Annotated in this window: 23 protein-coding genes; 1 reads left to right on the forward strand and 22 read right to left on the reverse strand. The window is 67.8% G+C overall.

Translation table 11 applies throughout. From position 1 onward, the window contains the following. Nucleotide 1 precedes the first annotated feature (1 nt). From rplX to rpsJ, 13 genes are all read right to left on the reverse strand, one after another. Nucleotides 2-352, reverse strand: a complete 351-nt coding sequence (gene rplX / locus QM714_RS09380) for a 50S ribosomal protein L24 (protein ID WP_415101040.1) — start codon at nt 350-352, stop codon at nt 2-4. Nucleotides 353-367: 15 nt separating this feature from the next. Then, on the reverse strand, nt 368-736 hold the full coding sequence (gene rplN, locus QM714_RS09385; RefSeq protein WP_415099768.1) for a 50S ribosomal protein L14: 369 nt from the start codon (nt 734-736) through the stop codon (nt 368-370). 67 nt (nt 737-803) lie between these two features. Next, nucleotides 804-1082 carry a 30S ribosomal protein S17 gene (gene rpsQ / locus QM714_RS09390; protein ID WP_415099770.1) on the reverse strand — a complete coding sequence of 93 codons (279 nt, stop codon included), beginning with the start codon at nt 1080-1082 and terminating at the stop codon, nt 804-806. Further along, nucleotides 1079-1324, reverse strand: coding sequence for a 50S ribosomal protein L29 (gene rpmC / locus QM714_RS09395; RefSeq protein WP_415099772.1), 246 nt, complete (start codon nt 1322-1324; stop codon nt 1079-1081). Before rpmC ends, rpsQ begins: the two co-directional genes overlap by 4 nt. Further along, a complete protein-coding gene (rplP, locus tag QM714_RS09400; RefSeq protein WP_415099774.1) occupies nt 1324-1743 on the reverse strand; it encodes a 50S ribosomal protein L16 in 420 nt (139 codons plus the stop codon). The genes rpmC and rplP overlap by 1 nt, the downstream gene beginning before the upstream one ends. Nucleotides 1744-1748: 5 nt before the next feature. Next, the gene (gene rpsC / locus QM714_RS09405) at nt 1749-2564 is read right to left on the reverse strand and encodes a 30S ribosomal protein S3 (protein WP_415099776.1); all 816 of its coding nucleotides are present in this window, start codon (nt 2562-2564) and stop codon (nt 1749-1751) included. Beyond that, nucleotides 2564-2995 carry a 50S ribosomal protein L22 gene (gene rplV, locus QM714_RS09410; RefSeq protein WP_415099778.1) on the reverse strand — a complete coding sequence of 144 codons (432 nt, stop codon included), beginning with the start codon at nt 2993-2995 and terminating at the stop codon, nt 2564-2566. Before rplV ends, rpsC begins: the two co-directional genes overlap by 1 nt. A 39-nt stretch (nt 2996-3034) precedes the next feature. Next, the gene (gene rpsS, locus QM714_RS09415) at nt 3035-3316 is read right to left on the reverse strand and encodes a 30S ribosomal protein S19 (RefSeq protein WP_415099780.1); all 282 of its coding nucleotides are present in this window, start codon (nt 3314-3316) and stop codon (nt 3035-3037) included. Between the two features lie 23 nt (nt 3317-3339). Then, the gene (gene rplB / locus QM714_RS09420) at nt 3340-4173 is read right to left on the reverse strand and encodes a 50S ribosomal protein L2 (protein ID WP_415099782.1); all 834 of its coding nucleotides are present in this window, start codon (nt 4171-4173) and stop codon (nt 3340-3342) included. Between the two features lie 29 nt (nt 4174-4202). Further along, a complete protein-coding gene (gene rplW / locus QM714_RS09425; protein ID WP_415099784.1) occupies nt 4203-4508 on the reverse strand; it encodes a 50S ribosomal protein L23 in 306 nt (101 codons plus the stop codon). Continuing rightward, nucleotides 4505-5497, reverse strand: coding sequence for a 50S ribosomal protein L4 (gene rplD, locus QM714_RS09430; RefSeq protein ID WP_415099786.1), 993 nt, complete (start codon nt 5495-5497; stop codon nt 4505-4507). Before rplD ends, rplW begins: the two co-directional genes overlap by 4 nt. Next, a complete protein-coding gene (gene rplC, locus QM714_RS09435; RefSeq protein WP_415099788.1) occupies nt 5494-6156 on the reverse strand; it encodes a 50S ribosomal protein L3 in 663 nt (220 codons plus the stop codon). Before rplC ends, rplD begins: the two co-directional genes overlap by 4 nt. A gap of 22 nt (nt 6157-6178) precedes the next feature. Then, the gene (gene rpsJ / locus QM714_RS09440) at nt 6179-6487 is read right to left on the reverse strand and encodes a 30S ribosomal protein S10 (protein WP_139977667.1); all 309 of its coding nucleotides are present in this window, start codon (nt 6485-6487) and stop codon (nt 6179-6181) included. A gap of 466 nt (nt 6488-6953) precedes the next feature. Between rpsJ and QM714_RS09445 the strand changes: the two genes are divergently transcribed. After that, nucleotides 6954-8300 carry an aspartate aminotransferase family protein gene (locus QM714_RS09445; RefSeq protein ID WP_415099790.1) on the forward strand — a complete coding sequence of 449 codons (1347 nt, stop codon included), beginning with the start codon at nt 6954-6956 and terminating at the stop codon, nt 8298-8300. Between the two features lie 18 nt (nt 8301-8318). Here the strand turns inward: QM714_RS09445 and QM714_RS09450 are convergent, their stop codons facing one another. The 9 genes from QM714_RS09450 to QM714_RS09490 all read right to left on the reverse strand — a co-directional run bounded on the left by QM714_RS09450 (nt 8319) and on the right by QM714_RS09490 (nt 16482). Continuing rightward, nucleotides 8319-8549, reverse strand: coding sequence for a helix-turn-helix domain-containing protein (locus QM714_RS09450; protein ID WP_415099792.1), 231 nt, complete (start codon nt 8547-8549; stop codon nt 8319-8321). Continuing rightward, the gene (locus QM714_RS09455; protein ID WP_415099794.1) at nt 8549-9250 is read right to left on the reverse strand and encodes a DUF2975 domain-containing protein; all 702 of its coding nucleotides are present in this window, start codon (nt 9248-9250) and stop codon (nt 8549-8551) included. Before QM714_RS09455 ends, QM714_RS09450 begins: the two co-directional genes overlap by 1 nt. A 189-nt stretch (nt 9251-9439) precedes the next feature. Next, nucleotides 9440-10165 (reverse strand): tRNA (guanosine(46)-N7)-methyltransferase TrmB, encoded by a 726-nt coding sequence (gene trmB, locus QM714_RS09460; protein ID WP_415099796.1) that lies wholly within the window; start codon nt 10163-10165, stop codon nt 9440-9442. After that, complete coding sequence (locus QM714_RS09465) at nt 10162-10461, reverse strand: hypothetical protein (RefSeq protein ID WP_415099798.1); 300 nt, start codon at nt 10459-10461, stop codon at nt 10162-10164. Before QM714_RS09465 ends, trmB begins: the two co-directional genes overlap by 4 nt. 182 nt (nt 10462-10643) lie before the next feature. Then, nucleotides 10644-11837: an elongation factor Tu gene (tuf, locus tag QM714_RS09470; RefSeq protein WP_415099800.1), complete on the reverse strand. Its 1194-nt coding sequence runs from the start codon at nt 11835-11837 to the stop codon at nt 10644-10646. Nucleotides 11838-11940: 103 nt separating this feature from the next. Next, nucleotides 11941-14001, reverse strand: a complete 2061-nt coding sequence (fusA, locus tag QM714_RS09475) for an elongation factor G (RefSeq protein ID WP_415101042.1) — start codon at nt 13999-14001, stop codon at nt 11941-11943. A gap of 118 nt (nt 14002-14119) precedes the next feature. Then, entirely contained in the window at nt 14120-14590 is a 471-nt protein-coding gene (rpsG, locus tag QM714_RS09480; RefSeq protein ID WP_415099802.1) for a 30S ribosomal protein S7, read from the reverse strand. Continuing rightward, nucleotides 14590-14964: a 30S ribosomal protein S12 gene (gene rpsL / locus QM714_RS09485; RefSeq protein ID WP_011757353.1), complete on the reverse strand. Its 375-nt coding sequence runs from the start codon at nt 14962-14964 to the stop codon at nt 14590-14592. The genes rpsG and rpsL overlap by 1 nt, the downstream gene beginning before the upstream one ends. 255 nt (nt 14965-15219) lie before the next feature. Next, nucleotides 15220-16482, reverse strand: coding sequence for an MFS transporter (locus QM714_RS09490; RefSeq protein WP_415099805.1), 1263 nt, complete (start codon nt 16480-16482; stop codon nt 15220-15222). Nucleotides 16483-16509: the final 27 nt, after the last annotated feature.

Raw genomic sequence — 16509 nt, forward strand, 5'->3', positions numbered from 1 at the left:
CTCAGATGTCCTTCCCGGTCTTGCGCGAGATCCGCACGCTGCGGAAGCCGGCGTACTGCGAGCCGTCCGGCCGCGTCTTGAGGACCTCTTCGCGGCGGAAGCCCACGCGGGTGACGTCCTTGCCCTCGACGAGCATGACGTTCGAGACGTGGATCGGCGCCTCGGTGGTGACGATGCCGCCGGTAGTCCCGGCCCGGCCACCCTGGTCGACGACCTTGGTGTGCTTCTTGACCCGGTTGACGCCCTCGACCACCACGCGCTGCTCCTCGCGAAGCACCCGGATGACCTTGCCTTCGGCGCCCTTGTCCTTGCCAGCGATGACGCGGACGGTGTCGCCCTTCTTGATCTTCATACCCTTACCCATGCCTCACAGCACCTCCGGTGCGAGCGAGATGATCTTCATGAACCGCTTCTCGCGCAGCTCGCGGCCCACCGGACCGAAGATGCGGGTGCCGCGCGGCTCCCCGTCGTTCTTCAAGATCACCGCGGCGTTCTCGTCGAAACGGATGTAGGAACCGTCCGGGCGACGGCGCTCCTTGACGGTGCGCACTACCACGGCCTTGACGACGTCGCCCTTCTTGACGTTGCCGCCCGGGATGGCGTCCTTGACGGTGGCGACGATGATGTCGCCGATCCCGGCGTAGCGACGCCCAGAGCCACCGAGCACACGGATGCAGAGGATCTCCTTGGCACCCGTGTTGTCGGCGACCTTGAGTCGCGACTCCTGCTGAATCATGGTCTCTCCTGTGTGTCGTGCCGGTTCTCACTGCCGCTGGGGCGGTGAGCCTGGCCGAACGAATGGTCTACTTGGCGCGCTCGACGATCTCGACCAGACGCCACCGCTTCGTCGCCGACAGCGGCCGGGTCTCCATGACCAGGACGCGGTCGCCCACATGGGCGTCGTTCTGCTCGTCGTGGGCCTTCAGCCGCGAGGTGCGGCGCATGACCTTGCCGTAGAGCGCGTGCTTGACGCGGTCCTCCACGGAGACGACGACGGTCTTGTCCATCTTGTCGCTGACGACGATGCCCTCACGCACCTTGCGGGCGTTGCGGGCCTGGGTGTTCTCGGCCTGCTCGCTCATGCGTCAGCACCTTCCTGCTCGACGCCCGGCGTGGACCGGATGCCGAGCTCGCGCTCGCGCACCACGGTGTAGATCCGGGCGATGTCCTTCTTGACCGTGCGGAGCCGTCCGTGGCTCTCGAGCTGACCCGTGGCCGCCTGGAAGCGGAGGTTGAACAACTCCTCCTTCGCCTCCCGGAGTCGGGTCTCGAGGTCGGTGTTGTTGAGCTCGTCGAGCTCGGCCGCGGTGACCTTGGTCGCCATCAGAACTCACCAGCCTCTCGGGAAATGAACCGGCACTTCATCGGGAGCTTGTGCATCGCGCGGCGCATCGCCTCGCGGGCGATGTCCTCCGGCACACCGGACAGCTCGAACATGACGCGACCGGGCTTGACGTTGGCGATCCACCACTCCGGCGAGCCCTTGCCGGAGCCCATCCGGGTCTCGGCGGGCTTCTTGGTCAGTGGGCGGTCGGGGTAGATGTTGATCCACACCTTGCCGCCACGCTTGATGTGACGGGTCATCGCGATACGCGCCGACTCGATCTGCCGGTTGGTGACGTAGTGACCCTCGATGGCCTGGATGCCGTAGTCACCGAAGGCCAGGTGGGTGCCGCCCTTGGCAGCACCACGACGCTTCGGGTGGTGCTGCTTGCGGTGCTTGACACGACGGGGCATCAACACGGGGATCAGCCCTCCTGTCCGGTGGTCGCAGGCGCCTCGGCGGCGGGTGCCTCGGCCGACGGCGCCGCAGCGGTCTCGGCGGGGGCCTCCGTGCGGGGTGCGCGGCTGCCGCGGTTGGGCCGGTCGCCGCGACCGGAGCGGCCACGCCCCGGGGCACCGGCGCGAGCGGCCGCTTGAGCCTGCCGCTCGGCACGGGTGCCGGCGACCTCGCCCTTGTAGATCCAGACCTTCACGCCGATCCGACCGAAGGTGGTGCGAGCCTCGTAGAAGCCGTAGTCGATGTCCGCGCGCAGGGTGTGCAGGGGCACGCGACCCTCGCGGTAGAACTCCGTGCGCGACATCTCGGCACCGTTGAGGCGGCCCGAGCACTGGATGCGGATGCCCTTGGCGCCGGCCCGCATGGACGACTGCATGGCCTTCTTCATCGCGCGGCGGAACTGGACGCGGCCGCTGAGCTGCTCGGCGACACCCTGGGCGACCAGTTGCGCATCCACCTCGGGCGACTTGACCTCGAGGATGTTCAACTGCACCTGCTTGCCGGTGAGCTTCTCCAGCTCACCGCGGATGCGGTCGGCCTCGGCGCCGCGCCGACCGATCACGATGCCCGGCCGGGCGGTGTGGATGTCGACGCGGACCCGGTCGCGGGTGCGCTCGATCTCCACCTTGGCGATGCCGGCCCGCTCCATCCCCTTGGAGAGGAGCTTGCGGATCTCGACGTCCTCGCCGACGTAGCTCTTGTAGAGCTTGTCGGCGTACCACCGGCTCTTGTGATCGGTGGAGATGCCCAGGCGGAAGCCATTGGGGTTGATCTTCTGACCCATTACGCAGAACCCTTCCGTGCCTTGCTCTCAGCGACGACCGACGCCGGCTGGACGACGAGGGTGATGTGGCTGGTGCGCTTGTTGATGCGGGTCGCGCGGCCCTGGGCGCGCGGACGCCACCGCTTCATCGTCGGACCCTCGTCGACCATCGCGGCCGCGACGATCAGGTCGCCCCCGTCGAGGTCCTCGGTGGTCTCGGCATTGGCGATCGCGCTCTCCAGCACCTTGTAGACGGTCTTGGCTGCCGACTGCGGCGCGAAACTCAGCACCGCGAGGGCGTCGTCCACGGGCAGGCCGCGGACCAGGTCGACGACCCGACGTGCCTTCATCGGGGTGATCCGCACGTAGCGGGCACTCGCGAAGGCTCCCGGCTGGTCGCCGAGCAGCGACTCGCGGCGGGCGCTCGTGCGCCGGCGCTCGGTAACGCTCATTGCTCGTTGTCTCCAGTTTCTCCAGTCACAGCCGGCCGCTCAGCGCCGCCGGCCCTTCCGGTCTTCCTTCACGTGCCCGCGGTAGGTGCGGGTCGGGGCGAACTCCCCCAGCTTGTGACCGACCATCGAGTCGGTGATGAAGACGGGGACGTGCTTGCGGCCGTCGTGCACGGCGATCGTGTGGCCGATCATGGCCGGCACGATCATCGAGCGCCGCGACCAGGTCTTGATGACGTTGTGGCTGCCCTTGTCGTTCTCCGCGTCCACCTTCTTCATCAGGTGGTCGTCGACGAAGGGGCCCTTCTTCAGGCTGCGAGGCATGTTCTTCTCTCCTGACCTCTCGCTCAGCGCTTCTTGCCGGTCTTGCGGCGGCGGATGATCTGGGCGTCGCTGGCCTTGCGCTTGCGGGTGCGGCCCTCCGGCTTGCCCCACGGCGAGACCGGGTGACGGCCACCGGAAGTCTTGCCCTCGCCACCACCGTGCGGGTGGTCGACCGGGTTCATCACGACACCGCGGACGGTCGGGCGGCGACCCTTCCAGCGCATCCGGCCGGCCTTGCCCCAGTTGATGTTGGACTGCTCGGCGTTGCCGACCTCACCGATCGAGGCGCGGCAGCGGACGTCGACCCAGCGCATCTCGCCGGAAGGCATCCGCAGCGTGGCCCGCGACCCCTCCTTGGCGACCAGCTGGGCGCTGTTGCCGGCGGAGCGAGCGATCTTGGCGCCGCCGCCGGGACGCAGCTCGATGCAGTGGATCGTGGTGCCGACCGGGATGTTGCGCAACGGCAGGTTGTTGCCGGGCTTGATGTCGGCATTCGAGCCGGCCTCGACCCGCATGCCCTGGGTGAGGTCCTTGGGCGCGATGATGTAGCGCTTCTCGCCGTCGGCGTAGTGCAGCAGCGCGATCCGGGCGGTCCGGTTGGGGTCGTACTCGATGTGGGCGACCTTGGCCGGCACGCCGTCCTTGTCATAGCGACGGAAGTCGACGATGCGGTAGGCGCGCTTGTGCCCGCCACCGTGGTGCCGCGTGGTGATCCGACCCTGGTTGTTGCGGCCGCCCTTCTTGGGCAGCGGCCGAGTCAGCGACTTCTCCGGCGTGGTGCGGGTGACCTCGGCGAAGTCGGCCACCGAGGAGCCACGACGGCCCGGGGTGGTCGGCTTGTACTTGCGGATAGCCATAATCTCTCGTCCCTAAGTCTTCGTCCCGGTCAGGAGACCGGGCCTCCGAAGATGTCGATGCGGTGACCCTCGGCGAGGCTGACGATGGCGCGCTTGGTGTCCTTGCGCTTGCCCAGGCCGGTGCGAGTGCGCCGGGTCTTGCCGACCCGGTTGATCGTGTTGACCGCGGTGACCTTGACACCGAACACGCTCTCGACCGCGATCTTGATCTCGGTCTTGTTGGCGTCGGGGCGCACCAAGAAGGTGTACTTGTTGGCGTCGAGGAGGGCGTAGCTCTTCTCCGACACCACCGGCGCGATCAGGATGTCGCGCGGGTCCTTGTGCAGGGTGCTCACTGGTCGCTCTCCTTGTCAGCCTTCTCGCCGGCCCGCTTGAAGCCGGCCGCCTCGGCGTCCTCGGCGCTCTTGAACCAGAACTCGGCGACCGTGGCGTCGTACCACTGGCCGTCGGGCTCGTGGTAGAGACCCGAGTCGGCGTTGCCCTTGATGTCGTAGCCCTTGGGAGCCTTGCCACTCTTCAGCGGCGCCTTGGCGCCCTTCGGCAGGGCCGGCGCCTCGTCGGCGGCCGGGACATCGGCGAACGCCGCCGGGGTGGTCGCCGACTCGTCGGCGGACTCCGTCTCGATAGCCGGCTCGGCCTTCTTGGCAGCCGACTTCTTCGCAGCCGGCTTCTCGGCCTTGGCGGGCTTCTCGGTCGCGACCTTCTCGGCGACGACGGCCTTGCCTCGCGGCACTGCCGCGACGAAGGCGTCGTAGGCGCCCTGGGTGAAGACCACGTCGTCGGAGGCCAGCACGTCGTAGGTGTTGAGCTGGTCGACGGCGACGATGTGGACCTCGGGTGCGTTGCGCAGCGAGAGCCACGTCACCGCGTCGGTGCGCTCCAGCACCACCAGGAAACGGGACCGGTCGGTCAGGCTCGACAGCGCCGCCAGCGCCGTCTTGGTCGACGGCGTCTCTGCGCTGATCAGCGACTCCACCACGTGGATGCGGTCGTTGCGGGCCCGGTCGGACAGGGCGCCACGCAGGGCGGCGACCTTCATCTTCTTGGGCGTGCGCTGGGAGTAGTCGCGGGGCTGCGGGCCGTGGACGACGCCGCCGCCGACGAACTGCGGTGCGCGGGTCGAGCCCTGGCGGGCGCGGCCGGTGCCCTTCTGGCGGTAGGGCTTGCGGCCACCACCGCGGACCATGCCGCGGGTCTTGGTGGCGTGGGTGCCCTGACGGGCGGCCGCCTGCTGGGCCACCACGACCTGGTGGATCAGCGGGATGTTGACCGCGACGTCGAAGATGTCGCCGGGAAGGTCGACCTTCACAGTCTTGACGCTCATGCGGCGCCTCCGTTCCTCTTCGCGGCCGAGCGCAGCACGACCAGGCCACCCTTGGGGCCGGGGACGGCACCCTTGACCAGGATCAGGCCCTTGTCGAGGTCGACGGCGTGCACCACGACGTTCTGCACCGTGACGGTGTCGCTGCCCATCCGGCCGGCCATCCGGGTGCCCTTGAAGACGCGACCGGGAGTCGCGCAGGCGCCGATGGAGCCGGGCTTGCGGTGGTTGCGGTGGGCACCGTGGGAGGCCCCCACGCCGGAGAAGCCGTGCCGCTTCATGGTGCCGGCGAAGCCCTTGCCCTTGCTGGTGCCGGTGACGTCGACCTCCTCACCGGCGGCGAAGATCTCCGGGGAGAGCTCCTGACCGATGGTGTACGACGCGGCGTCGGCGGTGCGGATCTCCACCAGGTGGCGGCGCGGGGTGACGCCGGCCTTGGCGAAGTGGCCGCTGGTGGGCTTGTTCACCTTGCGGGCGGGGATCTCGCCGTACCCGACCTGGATGGCGTTGTAGCCGTCGGTCTCGGGGTGACGGATCTGGGTGATCACGTTGGTGTTCGCGGCGATCACGGTGACCGGGACGACGCGGTTGTTCTCGTCCCAGAGCTGGGTCATGCCGAGCTTGGTGCCCAGCAGGCCCTTCACATTGCGTTCGGTAGTCATGATGGTGGCAGGCTCCCTGGAATCAGAGCTTGATCTCGATGTCGACGCCGGCAGGAAGGTCGAGCCGCATCAGCGAGTCGACCGTCTTCGGCGTGGGGTCGATGATGTCGATGAGACGCTTGTGGGTGCGCATCTCGAAGTGCTCGCGGGAGTCCTTGTACTTGTGCGGCGAGCGGATCACGCAGTAGACGTTCTTCTCGGTCGGCAGCGGCACCGGGCCGGCGACCCTGGCACCCGTGCGGGTGACCGTGTCCACGATCTTGCGCGCCGAGGTGTCGATCACCTCGTGGTCATAGGCCTTGAGCCTGATGCGGATCTTCTGTCCCGCCATCTGTCTCTCTCGTCCTCATCTGGTCGGATCCGGGGCATCCCGGATAGGCACTGCGTGCGTTCGGTGTCTCAGGTCGCCCCGGGTTTGGGGCCTCCCGTCGTGCTCCACCCGCCGGCCGCGCCGACCCCCGCGGTCGGGCGTGTCGCGCCTTTCGGCACGGCACAGACCCAGACGATCGGGGCTGGCTCGGTTTGTTGGTGGCGCCCGACGGAGGTCGGGCTGATCGGGTCTCCTGGTGCGGCGCGGCCAGCCAGGCTCGCGCACCGATCACCCTGGTCGGCGGCACCGACCGTGGAGACACGATTCAAGAGTCAAGGTTGGTCGCGCCCCGGCAACCCGCCGGAGCAACCTGAATATCTTGTCAGAGATCGACGGGCGCGCCAAATCGGGCGGTCCAGCAAGCGATTGCGTCGCCTCATGGCCGACGGACTGCCGCTTTCAGCGGCGAACGGCTAGGTTCACTGTCATGATCGATCGCAACCGCCTCGCCCAGCTGCACCAGGCCGAAGAGTCCCGCTTCGTCGAGAGCCACCCACGTTCGGCCGCCTTGGCAGCCGAGGCTCGCGAGCATCTGATGGCGGGCGTCCCGATGCCGTGGATGACACGCTGGCCGGGCGCCTTCCCGATCTTCTTCGACACCGCCTCGGGGGCGCGGTTCACCGATGTCGACGGGCTGGAGTACGTCGACCTCTGCCTCGGCGACACCGGCGCCATGACCGGGCACGCGCTCCCGCAGGTGGCGGCGGCGATCACGGAGCGGGCCACCACCGGGATCACCACGATGCTGCCCTCCGGTGACGCGGTGTGGGTCGCCGGCGAGCTGGCCCGCCGCTTCGGCTTGCCGAGCTGGCAGATGGCGATGACCGCCACCGATGCCAACCGGTTCGTGCTCCGCTTCGCCCGCTACCTCACCGGGCGGCCCAAGGTCGCCGTGATGGACTGGTGCTACCACGGCACCGTCGACGAGACCTTCGCGATCCTGGGCAAGGACGGCCAGACCATCGCCCGCCCCGGCTCGATGGGCCCCCAGGTCGACGTGGCGCTGACCACGGCGGTGGTGCCCTTCAACGACCTGGGCGCGCTGGACCGCCGGCTGGCGGAAGGCGACATCGCGGCACTGCTGATGGAGCCCGCGCTGACCAACATCGGCATCGTGCTGCCCGAGGACGGCTACCTCGACGCCGTCCGCGAGATCACCCGGCGGCACGGCGTCTTGTGGATCATCGACGAGACCCACACGCTGTGCGCCGGCCCCGGCGGAGCCACCGCGGCCTGGGGGCTGGATCCGGACATGCTGGTCGTGGGCAAGCCCATCGGCGGCGGTGTCCCGGTCGCGGCGTACGGCTTCTCCGCCGAGATCGCCGAGCGGCTCGCCGAGCCGCTGCACCGCCCGGAGATCGACACCGCGGGCGTCGGCGGCACGCTGACCGGCAACGCGCTCGCGATCGCGGCCGTCCGGGCGACCCTCTCCTCCGCGCTGCGCGAGGAGGACTTCGCGGTGGCCATCCCGCTCGCCGAGCGGTTCGCCGAGGGCGTCGCCGGAGTGATCGAGAAGCACCGGCTGCCCTGGCACGTCCAGCGCCTGGGTTGCCGCGCGGAGTACTGGTTCTGCCCACCCCCTCGCAACGGTGCCGATGCCGCCGACGCCTCCGACGAGGAGCTGGACGCCTTCATGCACCTGTGGGCGATCAACCGGGGGATCCTGCTGACGCCCTTCCACAACATGGCGCTCTTCTCCCCCCACCACACCGACGCCGACGTCGACCTGCACACCCAGGTCTTCGGCGAGGCCGTCGAGGCCCTCCTCGGCTGAGTCCGACTGGGTGGTCCACTAGACACCCCCGACGTCGTCCGCCGCCTCGGCGACGTACTCGAGGATGTCGCCAGGCTGGCAGTCGAGGGCCTGGCAGATCGACTCGAGGGTCGAGAACCTGACTGCCTTCGCCTTGCCGGTCTTGAGGATGGAGAGGTTGGCCATGGTGATGCCGATGCGTTCAGAGAGTTCGGTCAGGGTCATCTTCTGCTCGACCAGCTCCCGGTCGAGCCGGATCACGATGGGCATCAGACGGTCAGCCTGTGCTCGGCCTCCACGGCCGCGCCGTGGCGGAACACTTCGGCGAGGAGGAGGATCAGCCCGCCTAGAGCGAGTTGGGTGAGGTCGAGACCGCCCTCGCTCCACTGGGCTAGGTGGGGCCCGTAGCCGAACGTCTCGATCGAGTAGCCCAGCTGGGTCGCGCTCGTGAAGAGGTTCAGCGTTGACTCGACCACACCCCCCACGATCAGCAGCCAACCTATGCCGCGCACGTACCGCACGGCGCGATCGCTGAAGACGGTTCCTGCTGCTGCGTTCACCAGCAGTCGCCAGAGCAGAAGCAGCACAGCGCTGATCACCGCCAAGCCGACGGCGTTGCGAGCAACCGATGCCGCGACGAGCGGGCTCCACCCGCCCGTCGTGGCGAGCTCGACCGTCCCAGTCAGCATCGCCGAAGTGGGCCGGACATCTGCGTCCTGAACGCGGACGGTCTCGTAGTCTGACCCGTCCTGGTGGATGAAGAGCCGCAGGCAGTCGCGCGGCGCATCCTGCTCCATGACGCTGGCCTTCTGACACACGTCAGCCCCGAAAGCGACCGGCATCGTCACCTCGTTGTGTATCGAGACAGGCCCCAGCCTGATATCGACGGGGTAGGTCACGCTCCCGGTCAACGCAAGGGTGCCGATGACGACCGCTGTCGCCGCAGCCACGCCAGCGAGGGTGCCGACCACCAAGGCGGCCCAGCCGCCGATCCGGAAAGCTCTTCGGGTCATCAGTCAACGTCCTCATTCACGGTGTCGCACGGGTGGTCGTATTGTTTAACGATAATTGCGCATCGTAATTCAATATGTCAACGGTCGACCGAACCGATTGAACGGGCCCCGGTCGGTAGCCCGGCCAGGGCCCCTCACCACATGGAGTCAGCGCGACACGCGTCGGTAGCAGAGGTCGGTGATAGACCGGCCAGCCGCCAGGCCCTTGCGTTCGAACTTCGTCACCGGCCGCTCGACCCACCGCTCGACCGGACCGCCCTCGAGGAGCGGCTCGGTATCGAGCACCTCGACCATCTGCTCGGCATAGTCGGCCCAGTCGGTGGCTAGCCGCCACTCGGCGTCGACGGCCAGCCGAGAGGCGGCCAGGGCGGCGAAGGCGGGAGTGACCAGGCGCCGCTTGTGGTGTCGAGTCTTGGGCCACGGGTCGGGGAAGAACGTCCACAGCTGCGCCAGCCCGTCAGCCGGGACGAGATGCTCGAGGAACCAGACTGCGTCGACGCCGCACAGGCGCACGTTGTCGACCCCCACTGCAGCGAGCCGCTCCAGGGTGCTCGCCATGCCGGGACGCCACACCTCGAGGGCGAGCACGTCGTACGCCGGTCGGCTGGCGGCCAGCGCGGCGGTCGCCTCGCCGACGCCGGAGCCGATCTCCACGATCAGCGGCGCCGACCTACCGAACCAGTTGGTGAGATCGAAGGCAGGGTCGTCGACCACGTCGTCCGGGATCACCCAGGCCTGGTGATGCTCATCCCACGCGGCCTGTTGGCTCGGGGTGAAACGGCTGCCTCGACGCGAGTAGGACAGCACCTCGCGCATCCGACGACCATCGTCGGTGAAGCGCAGGTGTGGTCGGGCCGGGCGCGCAGGTGTCAACTGCTGAGGCTGAGCAGCGCTAGCCCGCCGAACACGACGAGTCCCAGCAGTGACAGCGCCAGCAAGATGCTCGCGACGATCCCGCAGATCCGGCCGGCGTTGGCGCTCTCACGGCCGTCCATCGCGCCGCCGGACGCATCGATCTCGGCGACGACTCGGTTGCCCATCGCCCACGCCACTGGCCCCAGAATCTGGCAGAGCACCAGCCCGAGGATGCCGACCACCAACACGGTGGTCGCCTGAGGGTGGCTGGGGCGCGGGCCGTAGACGGGAGGCGGGGCCGGGTACTGGCTCATGGGCGTCAGTATTCCAGCGCAGTCGTCTCCTCACCGAAATGACGCAGCGGCCCCGGACCACTCGGGTCCGGGGCCGCTGCGTTCGATCAGTGGTCGAACGTCACTTCGTGATCGCTCACTCGCTTCGCTCGGAGGATCACTTCAGCGCCAAACAGATACGAGCAAGCTCGACCTGTCGGTTGTCACTTCGTGATCTTGGTGACCCGGCCGGCGCCGACCGTGCGGCCACCCTCACGGATGGCGAACCGCAGGCCCTCGTCCATGGCGATCGGCTGGATGAGCTCCACCGACATCTCGGTGTTGTCACCCGGCATCACCATCTCGGTGCCCTCGGGCAGCGTCACGACGCCGGTCACGTCCGTGGTCCGGAAGTAGAACTGCGGACGATAGTTGTTGAAGAACGGCGTGTGCCGGCCACCCTCCTCCTTGCTCAGGATGTAGACCGAAGCGTCGAAGTTGGTGTGCGGGGTCGTGGTGCCCGGCTTGGCGACGACCATGCCGCGCTCAACGTCCTCGCGCTTGGTGCCGCGCAGCAGCAGCCCGACGTTCTCGCCAGCCTGGCCCTCGTCGAGCAGCTTGCGGAACATCTCCACGCCGGTGACGGTGGACTTCTGCGAGCCCTCGCGGATGCCGAGAATCTCGACCTCCTCGCCGACCTTGATGATGCCGCGCTCGATACGACCGGTGATAACGGTGCCACGACCGGTGATGGTGAAGACGTCCTCGACCGGCATCAGGAACGGCTTGTCGGTCTCACGCTCCGGAGTCGGGATGTAGCTGTCGACAGCGTCCATCAGCTCCAGCACGCTCTCGCCCCACTTGGCGTCGCCGTTGAGGGCCGGGAAGGCCGCCACGCGAACCACCGGGATGTCGTCGCCGGGGAATTCGTACTCGGTGAGGAGCTCGCGCACCTCCATCTCGACGAGCTCGATGAGCTCCTCGTCGTCGACCATGTCGCACTTGTTGAGCGCGACGACCAGGGCGGGCACGCCGACCTGGCGGGCGAGCAGGACGTGCTCACGAGTCTGCGGCATCGGGCCGTCGGTGGCGGCGACCACGAGGATCGCGCCGTCCATCTGGGCCGCGCCGGTGATCATGTTCTTGATGTAGTCCGCGTGACCCGGGCAGTCCACGTGCGCGTAGTGGCGCGCCTCGGTCTGGTACTCGACGTGCGCGATGGAGATGGTGATACCGCGCTGCCGCTCCTCGGGAGCCTTGTCGATCTCGTCGAACGGCGTGAACGGGTTCAGCTCCGGGAACTTGTCGTGCAGCACCTTCGTGATGGCCGCGGTCAGCGTCGTCTTGCCGTGGTCGATGTGACCGATCGTGCCGATGTTGACGTGCGGCTTGGTCCGCTCGAACTTCGCCTTAGCCACTGTGGGCTCCTCCTGGGATTGGTGTGTCTCTTGACTCGTGTGTGGTTGTGTTGACCGCTAACAGGCGCCCGGGTTGGGCCCCGAGGGGGTCGCCCCTCGGTTGTTACTCGCCGCGGACCTTCTTGATGATCTCGTCGGCGATGCTCTGGGGAACCTCGGCGTACGAGTCGAACTCCATCGAGTACGACGCCTGTCCGGAGGTCTTGGACCTCAGGTCGCCAACGTACCCGAACATCTCCGACAGCGGCACCAGGGCATTGACAACCCGGTCACCGTGCCGATCTTCCATGCTCTGCACCTGGCCACGCCGCGAGTTGATGTCGCCGATGACGTCACCGAGGAAGTTCTCGGGAGTGGTCACCTCGACGGCGAACATCGGCTCCAGCAGGACCGGGCGTGCCTTGCGAGCGGCCTCCTTGAAGGCCTGGTTGCCCGCAATCTTGAACGCCAGCTCGGACGAGTCGACGTCGTGGTAGGCGCCATCCTCCAGTGAGACCTTGACGTCCACCATGGGGTAGCCGGCGAGGACGCCGAACTCCATGGCGTCCTGGGCGCCCTGGTCGACCGAGGGGATGTACTCGCGGGGCACGCGGCCACCGGTCACATTGTTGGCGAACTCGTAGCCCGCGCCCAGACCGGTCTCGGGGTCGATGCTCGGCTCGATGGAGATGATCACCTTCGCGAACTGACCCGAACCACCGGTCTGCTTCTTGTGCGTGTAGGAGTGGTTCTCGACCTTCTGGCGGATCGTCTCGCGGTAGGCCACCTGGGGCTTGCCCACGGTCGCCTCGACGCGGAACTCCCGCCGCATCCGGTCGACGAGGATCTCCAGGTGCAGCTCGCCCATGCCGGCGATGATGGTCTGGCCGGTGTCCTCGTCGGTCTTGACGGTGAAGGTCGGGTCCTCGTCGGACAGCCGCTGGATCGCGGTGCCGAGCTTCTCCTGGTCGCCCTTGGTCTTCGGCTCGATGGCCACCTCGATGACCGGTGCCGGGAACGTCATGGACTCCAGCACGACCGGGTGCTGTGCGTCGCACAGGGTGTGGCCGGTCTTGGTGTCCTTCAGCCCCATCACCGCGACGATCTGGCCGGCGCCGACCGAGCTGATCTCCTCACGCTTGTTGGCGTGCATCTGGTAGACCTTGCCGATCCGCTCCTTGCGGCCGGTGACGGAGTTCAGCACCGTCGAGCCGGCGTCGAGCTTGCCGGAGTAGACCCGGAGATAGATCAGCTTGCCCAGGTGCGGGTCGGAGGCGATCTTGTAGGCCAGGCCGCAGAACGGGTCGCTGTCCTTCGGGAACCGCTCGATCACGGTGTCTTCGTCGCCGGGCTTGTGGCCCTCGATGGCGGTGATGTCCAGCGGCGACGGCAGGTAGCTGACCACCGCGTCGAGCAGGGGCTGCACGCCCTTGTTCTTAAACGCGGTGCCGCACAGCACCGGGTTGAGCTTGTCGGCCAGCGTGGCTCGGCGGATCGCCGCCTGCAGTTCGTCGACGGAGATGTCCTCACCCTCGAGGTACTTCTCCATGATGTCGTCGTCGGCCTCGGCCAGCGTCTCGAGCAGCTTCTCGCGCCACTCCGCAGCCTGGTCGGCCATCTCCGCGGGGATCTCCTCGACGACGTAGTCCTCGCCCATCTTGGTCTCGCCGCGCCAGACCAGGGCACGCATGCCCACCAGGTCGACGACGCCGATGAAGTCGTGCTCGGCGCCGATCGGGAGCTGGAGCACCAACGGGGTGGAGTTGAGCCGCTCGACGATCATGTCGACGCAGCGGAAGAAGTCAGCGCCGGTGCGGTCGAGTTTGTTGACGAAGCACATCCGCGGGACGTTGTACTTGTTGGCCTGCCGCCACACCGTCATCGACTGTGGCTCTACGCCGGCCACCCCGTCGAAGACGGCGACGGCGCCGTCGAGCACCCGCAGCGAACGCTCCACCTCGACGGTGAAGTCGACGTGCCCCGGGGTGTCGATGATGTTGATCTGGTGGTCCTTCCACCAGCAGGTCGTCGCGGCCGACGTGATCGTGATGCCGCGCTCCTGCTCCTGCTCCATCCAGTCCATCGTGGCGGCACCCTCGTGGACCTCACCGATCTTGTAGGTGATGCCGGTGTAGAAGAGGATGCGCTCGGTCGTGGTGGTCTTGCCGGCGTCGATGTGCGCCATGATGCCGATGTTGCGGACCTTGTTGAGGTCCGTAGTGATGTCGACAGCCACTGAAGTCGTCAGTCCTTAGAAGTCGGATGTGTGCCGGTGGGCGGAGCAGAACAGGTCCGCGCCGCTGTCACCAGCGGTAGTGAGCGAAGGCCTTGTTGGACTCGGCCATCTTGTGGGTGTCCTCGCGCTTCTTGACCGCGGCGCCCAGCCCGTTGGAGGCGTCCAGGATCTCGTTCATGAGCCGCTCGGACATGGTCTTCTCGCGGCGGTCCGCGGCGTAGCCGACGAGCCAGCGCAGCGCGAGCGTGGTCGACCGGTTGGGCTTGACCTCGATCGGGACCTGGTAGGTCGCGCCACCGACGCGGCGGGACTTGACCTCGATGGCCGGCCGGACGTTGTCCAGCGCACGCTTGAGAGTGACGACCGGGTCGGTGCCGGTCTTGTCGCGGCAGCCCTCCAGTGCGGTGTAGACGATCCGCTGGGCGACCTGCTTCTTGCCGTCCTTGAGAACCTTGCTGACCAACTGGGTGACGACCTGCGAGCCGTAGACCGGGTCGACGTCGATCGGACGCTTCGGGGCGGGACCCTTGCGCGGCATCAGCTCTTCTCCTTCTTCGCGCCGTAGCGGCTGCGCGCCTGCTTGCGGTTCTTCACGCCCTGGGTGTCGAGCGTGCCGCGGATGATCTTGTAGCGGACGCCGGGGAGGTCCTTCACCCGGCCGCCGCGGACGAGCACGATCGAGTGCTCCTGGAGGTTGTGGCCAACACCCGGGATGTACGCCGTCACTTCGACGCCGCTGGACAGGCGCACACGGGCGACCTTGCGCAGAGCGGAGTTCGGCTTCTTCGGGGTGGTGGTGTAGACGCGCGTGCAGACGCCGCGGCGCTGCGGAGAACCCTTGAGGGCAGGTGTCTTGTTCTTCGACACCTTGTCCTGGCGGCCCTTGCGGACCAACTGCTGAATGGTGGGCACCTGGGTGGTTCCCTTTCTGGTCTTCTATCTCGGCCCGACAACTTGCCGGGCACGGTGGTGTTGCTCGATCGTTGTGCCTGATGGTCTGCGGCCCCCGTGGCCTGCCGCTGTTGCGGCGGCGGACGCTGTTGGTCTCGGCTTCTGGGCACGCGCATAGGTCTGGAAAGCCCAGACACGAGGTACGAGGCTACTCCGCGCGCAGTGACGGGGTCAAAACGCCGCGTGCGTCGGCGTACTCCTCCCGGCGGTGGCGGCTCACGCGGCGACCGGGTGACTGTCCGCCACCTCCGCGCGAGCAGCCTGCGCTGGTCGGCTGTGCAGGAAGAGCGCGACCGAGGCGAGCACGCCTGCGATGGTCAGCCCGCCGCCGAGGAGCAGGGTCCAGCGGGCCCCGAGCGCCTCCCCGATCCAGCCGATCAACGGAGCGCCCAGCGGCGTGCCTCCCATGAAGATCATCATGTAGAGCGCCATCACCCGGCCCCGCATCGACGGCGCGGTGTTCATCTGCATGAAGGTGTTCGCCGCCGTGATCATGGTCAGTGCCGTGATGCCGAGCAAGGGTGTGACCAGCGCATAGGTGAGGTACGTCGGCATCAGGCCGGCGGCAATCTCCACCACACCGAAGAGCACTGCGGCCCCGACGATGAGTCGGTGTCGGATCCGCACTCGTCGTGCGGCGATCAGCGCGCCGGCCAGCGAGCCGATCGCCATGAAGCTGCCGAGCAGGCCGTACTCCGAGGCTCCCTTGCCGTAGACCTCGGTCGCCATCAGCGCTGATGTCATCTGGAAGTTGAGCCCGAAGGTGCCGGTGAAGAAGACGATGCCGAGCACGAGCATCAGCTCCGGCCGGCGACGCACGTAGCCGAAGCCGGCTCGGATCATCCGTGGGGTGCGCGCCACCAGCGGAGCCGGCTCCAGCAGCTTCTGGTCCATGCTGCGTAGGGCGAGGATCGGCGCGACGTAGCTCACCGCGTTGAACAGGATCACCCAACCGGTCGCCACCACGCCGCCGCCGAGTGCGGCGATCAGCAGACCGGCGGCCGCCGGGCCGATCAGACGGGCGGCGTTGAAGCTGGCCGAGTTGAGGCCGACGGCGTTGCTGACATCGTCCGGTCCCACGATCTCGGACACGAACGACTGCCGAGCTGGCGCGTCGAACACCGACGCCGCGCCGAGGGTGAAGGCCAGCACGAAGACGTGCCACAGCTCGGCTCGGCCGGTGATCGCCAGCACGCCGAGCACCAGAGCGGGCGCTGCCATCGCGACGTTGGTCAGCTGGAGCAGCCGGTGCTTGGACATCCGGTCGGCCACCAAGCCAGCGAACGGCGCCAGCACCAGGAACGGCAGGAACTGCAGTCCGGTGGTGATGCCGAGCGCCGTGCCGGAGTTGTGGCTCAGCTGCAGGACCAGCCAGTCCTGCGCGACGCGCTGCATCCAGGTGCCGGTGTTGGAGACGACACCGCCGGCGGCGTAGCGCCGGTAGTTGGCATTGGCCAGGGATCTGAAGGTGGGGCTCAAGGGTGTTGCTCGGTCCTCATGGGTAGT

Source organism: Nocardioides sp. (assembly GCF_047602075.1).
GTDB lineage: Bacteria > Actinomycetota > Actinomycetes > Propionibacteriales > Nocardioidaceae > Nocardioides.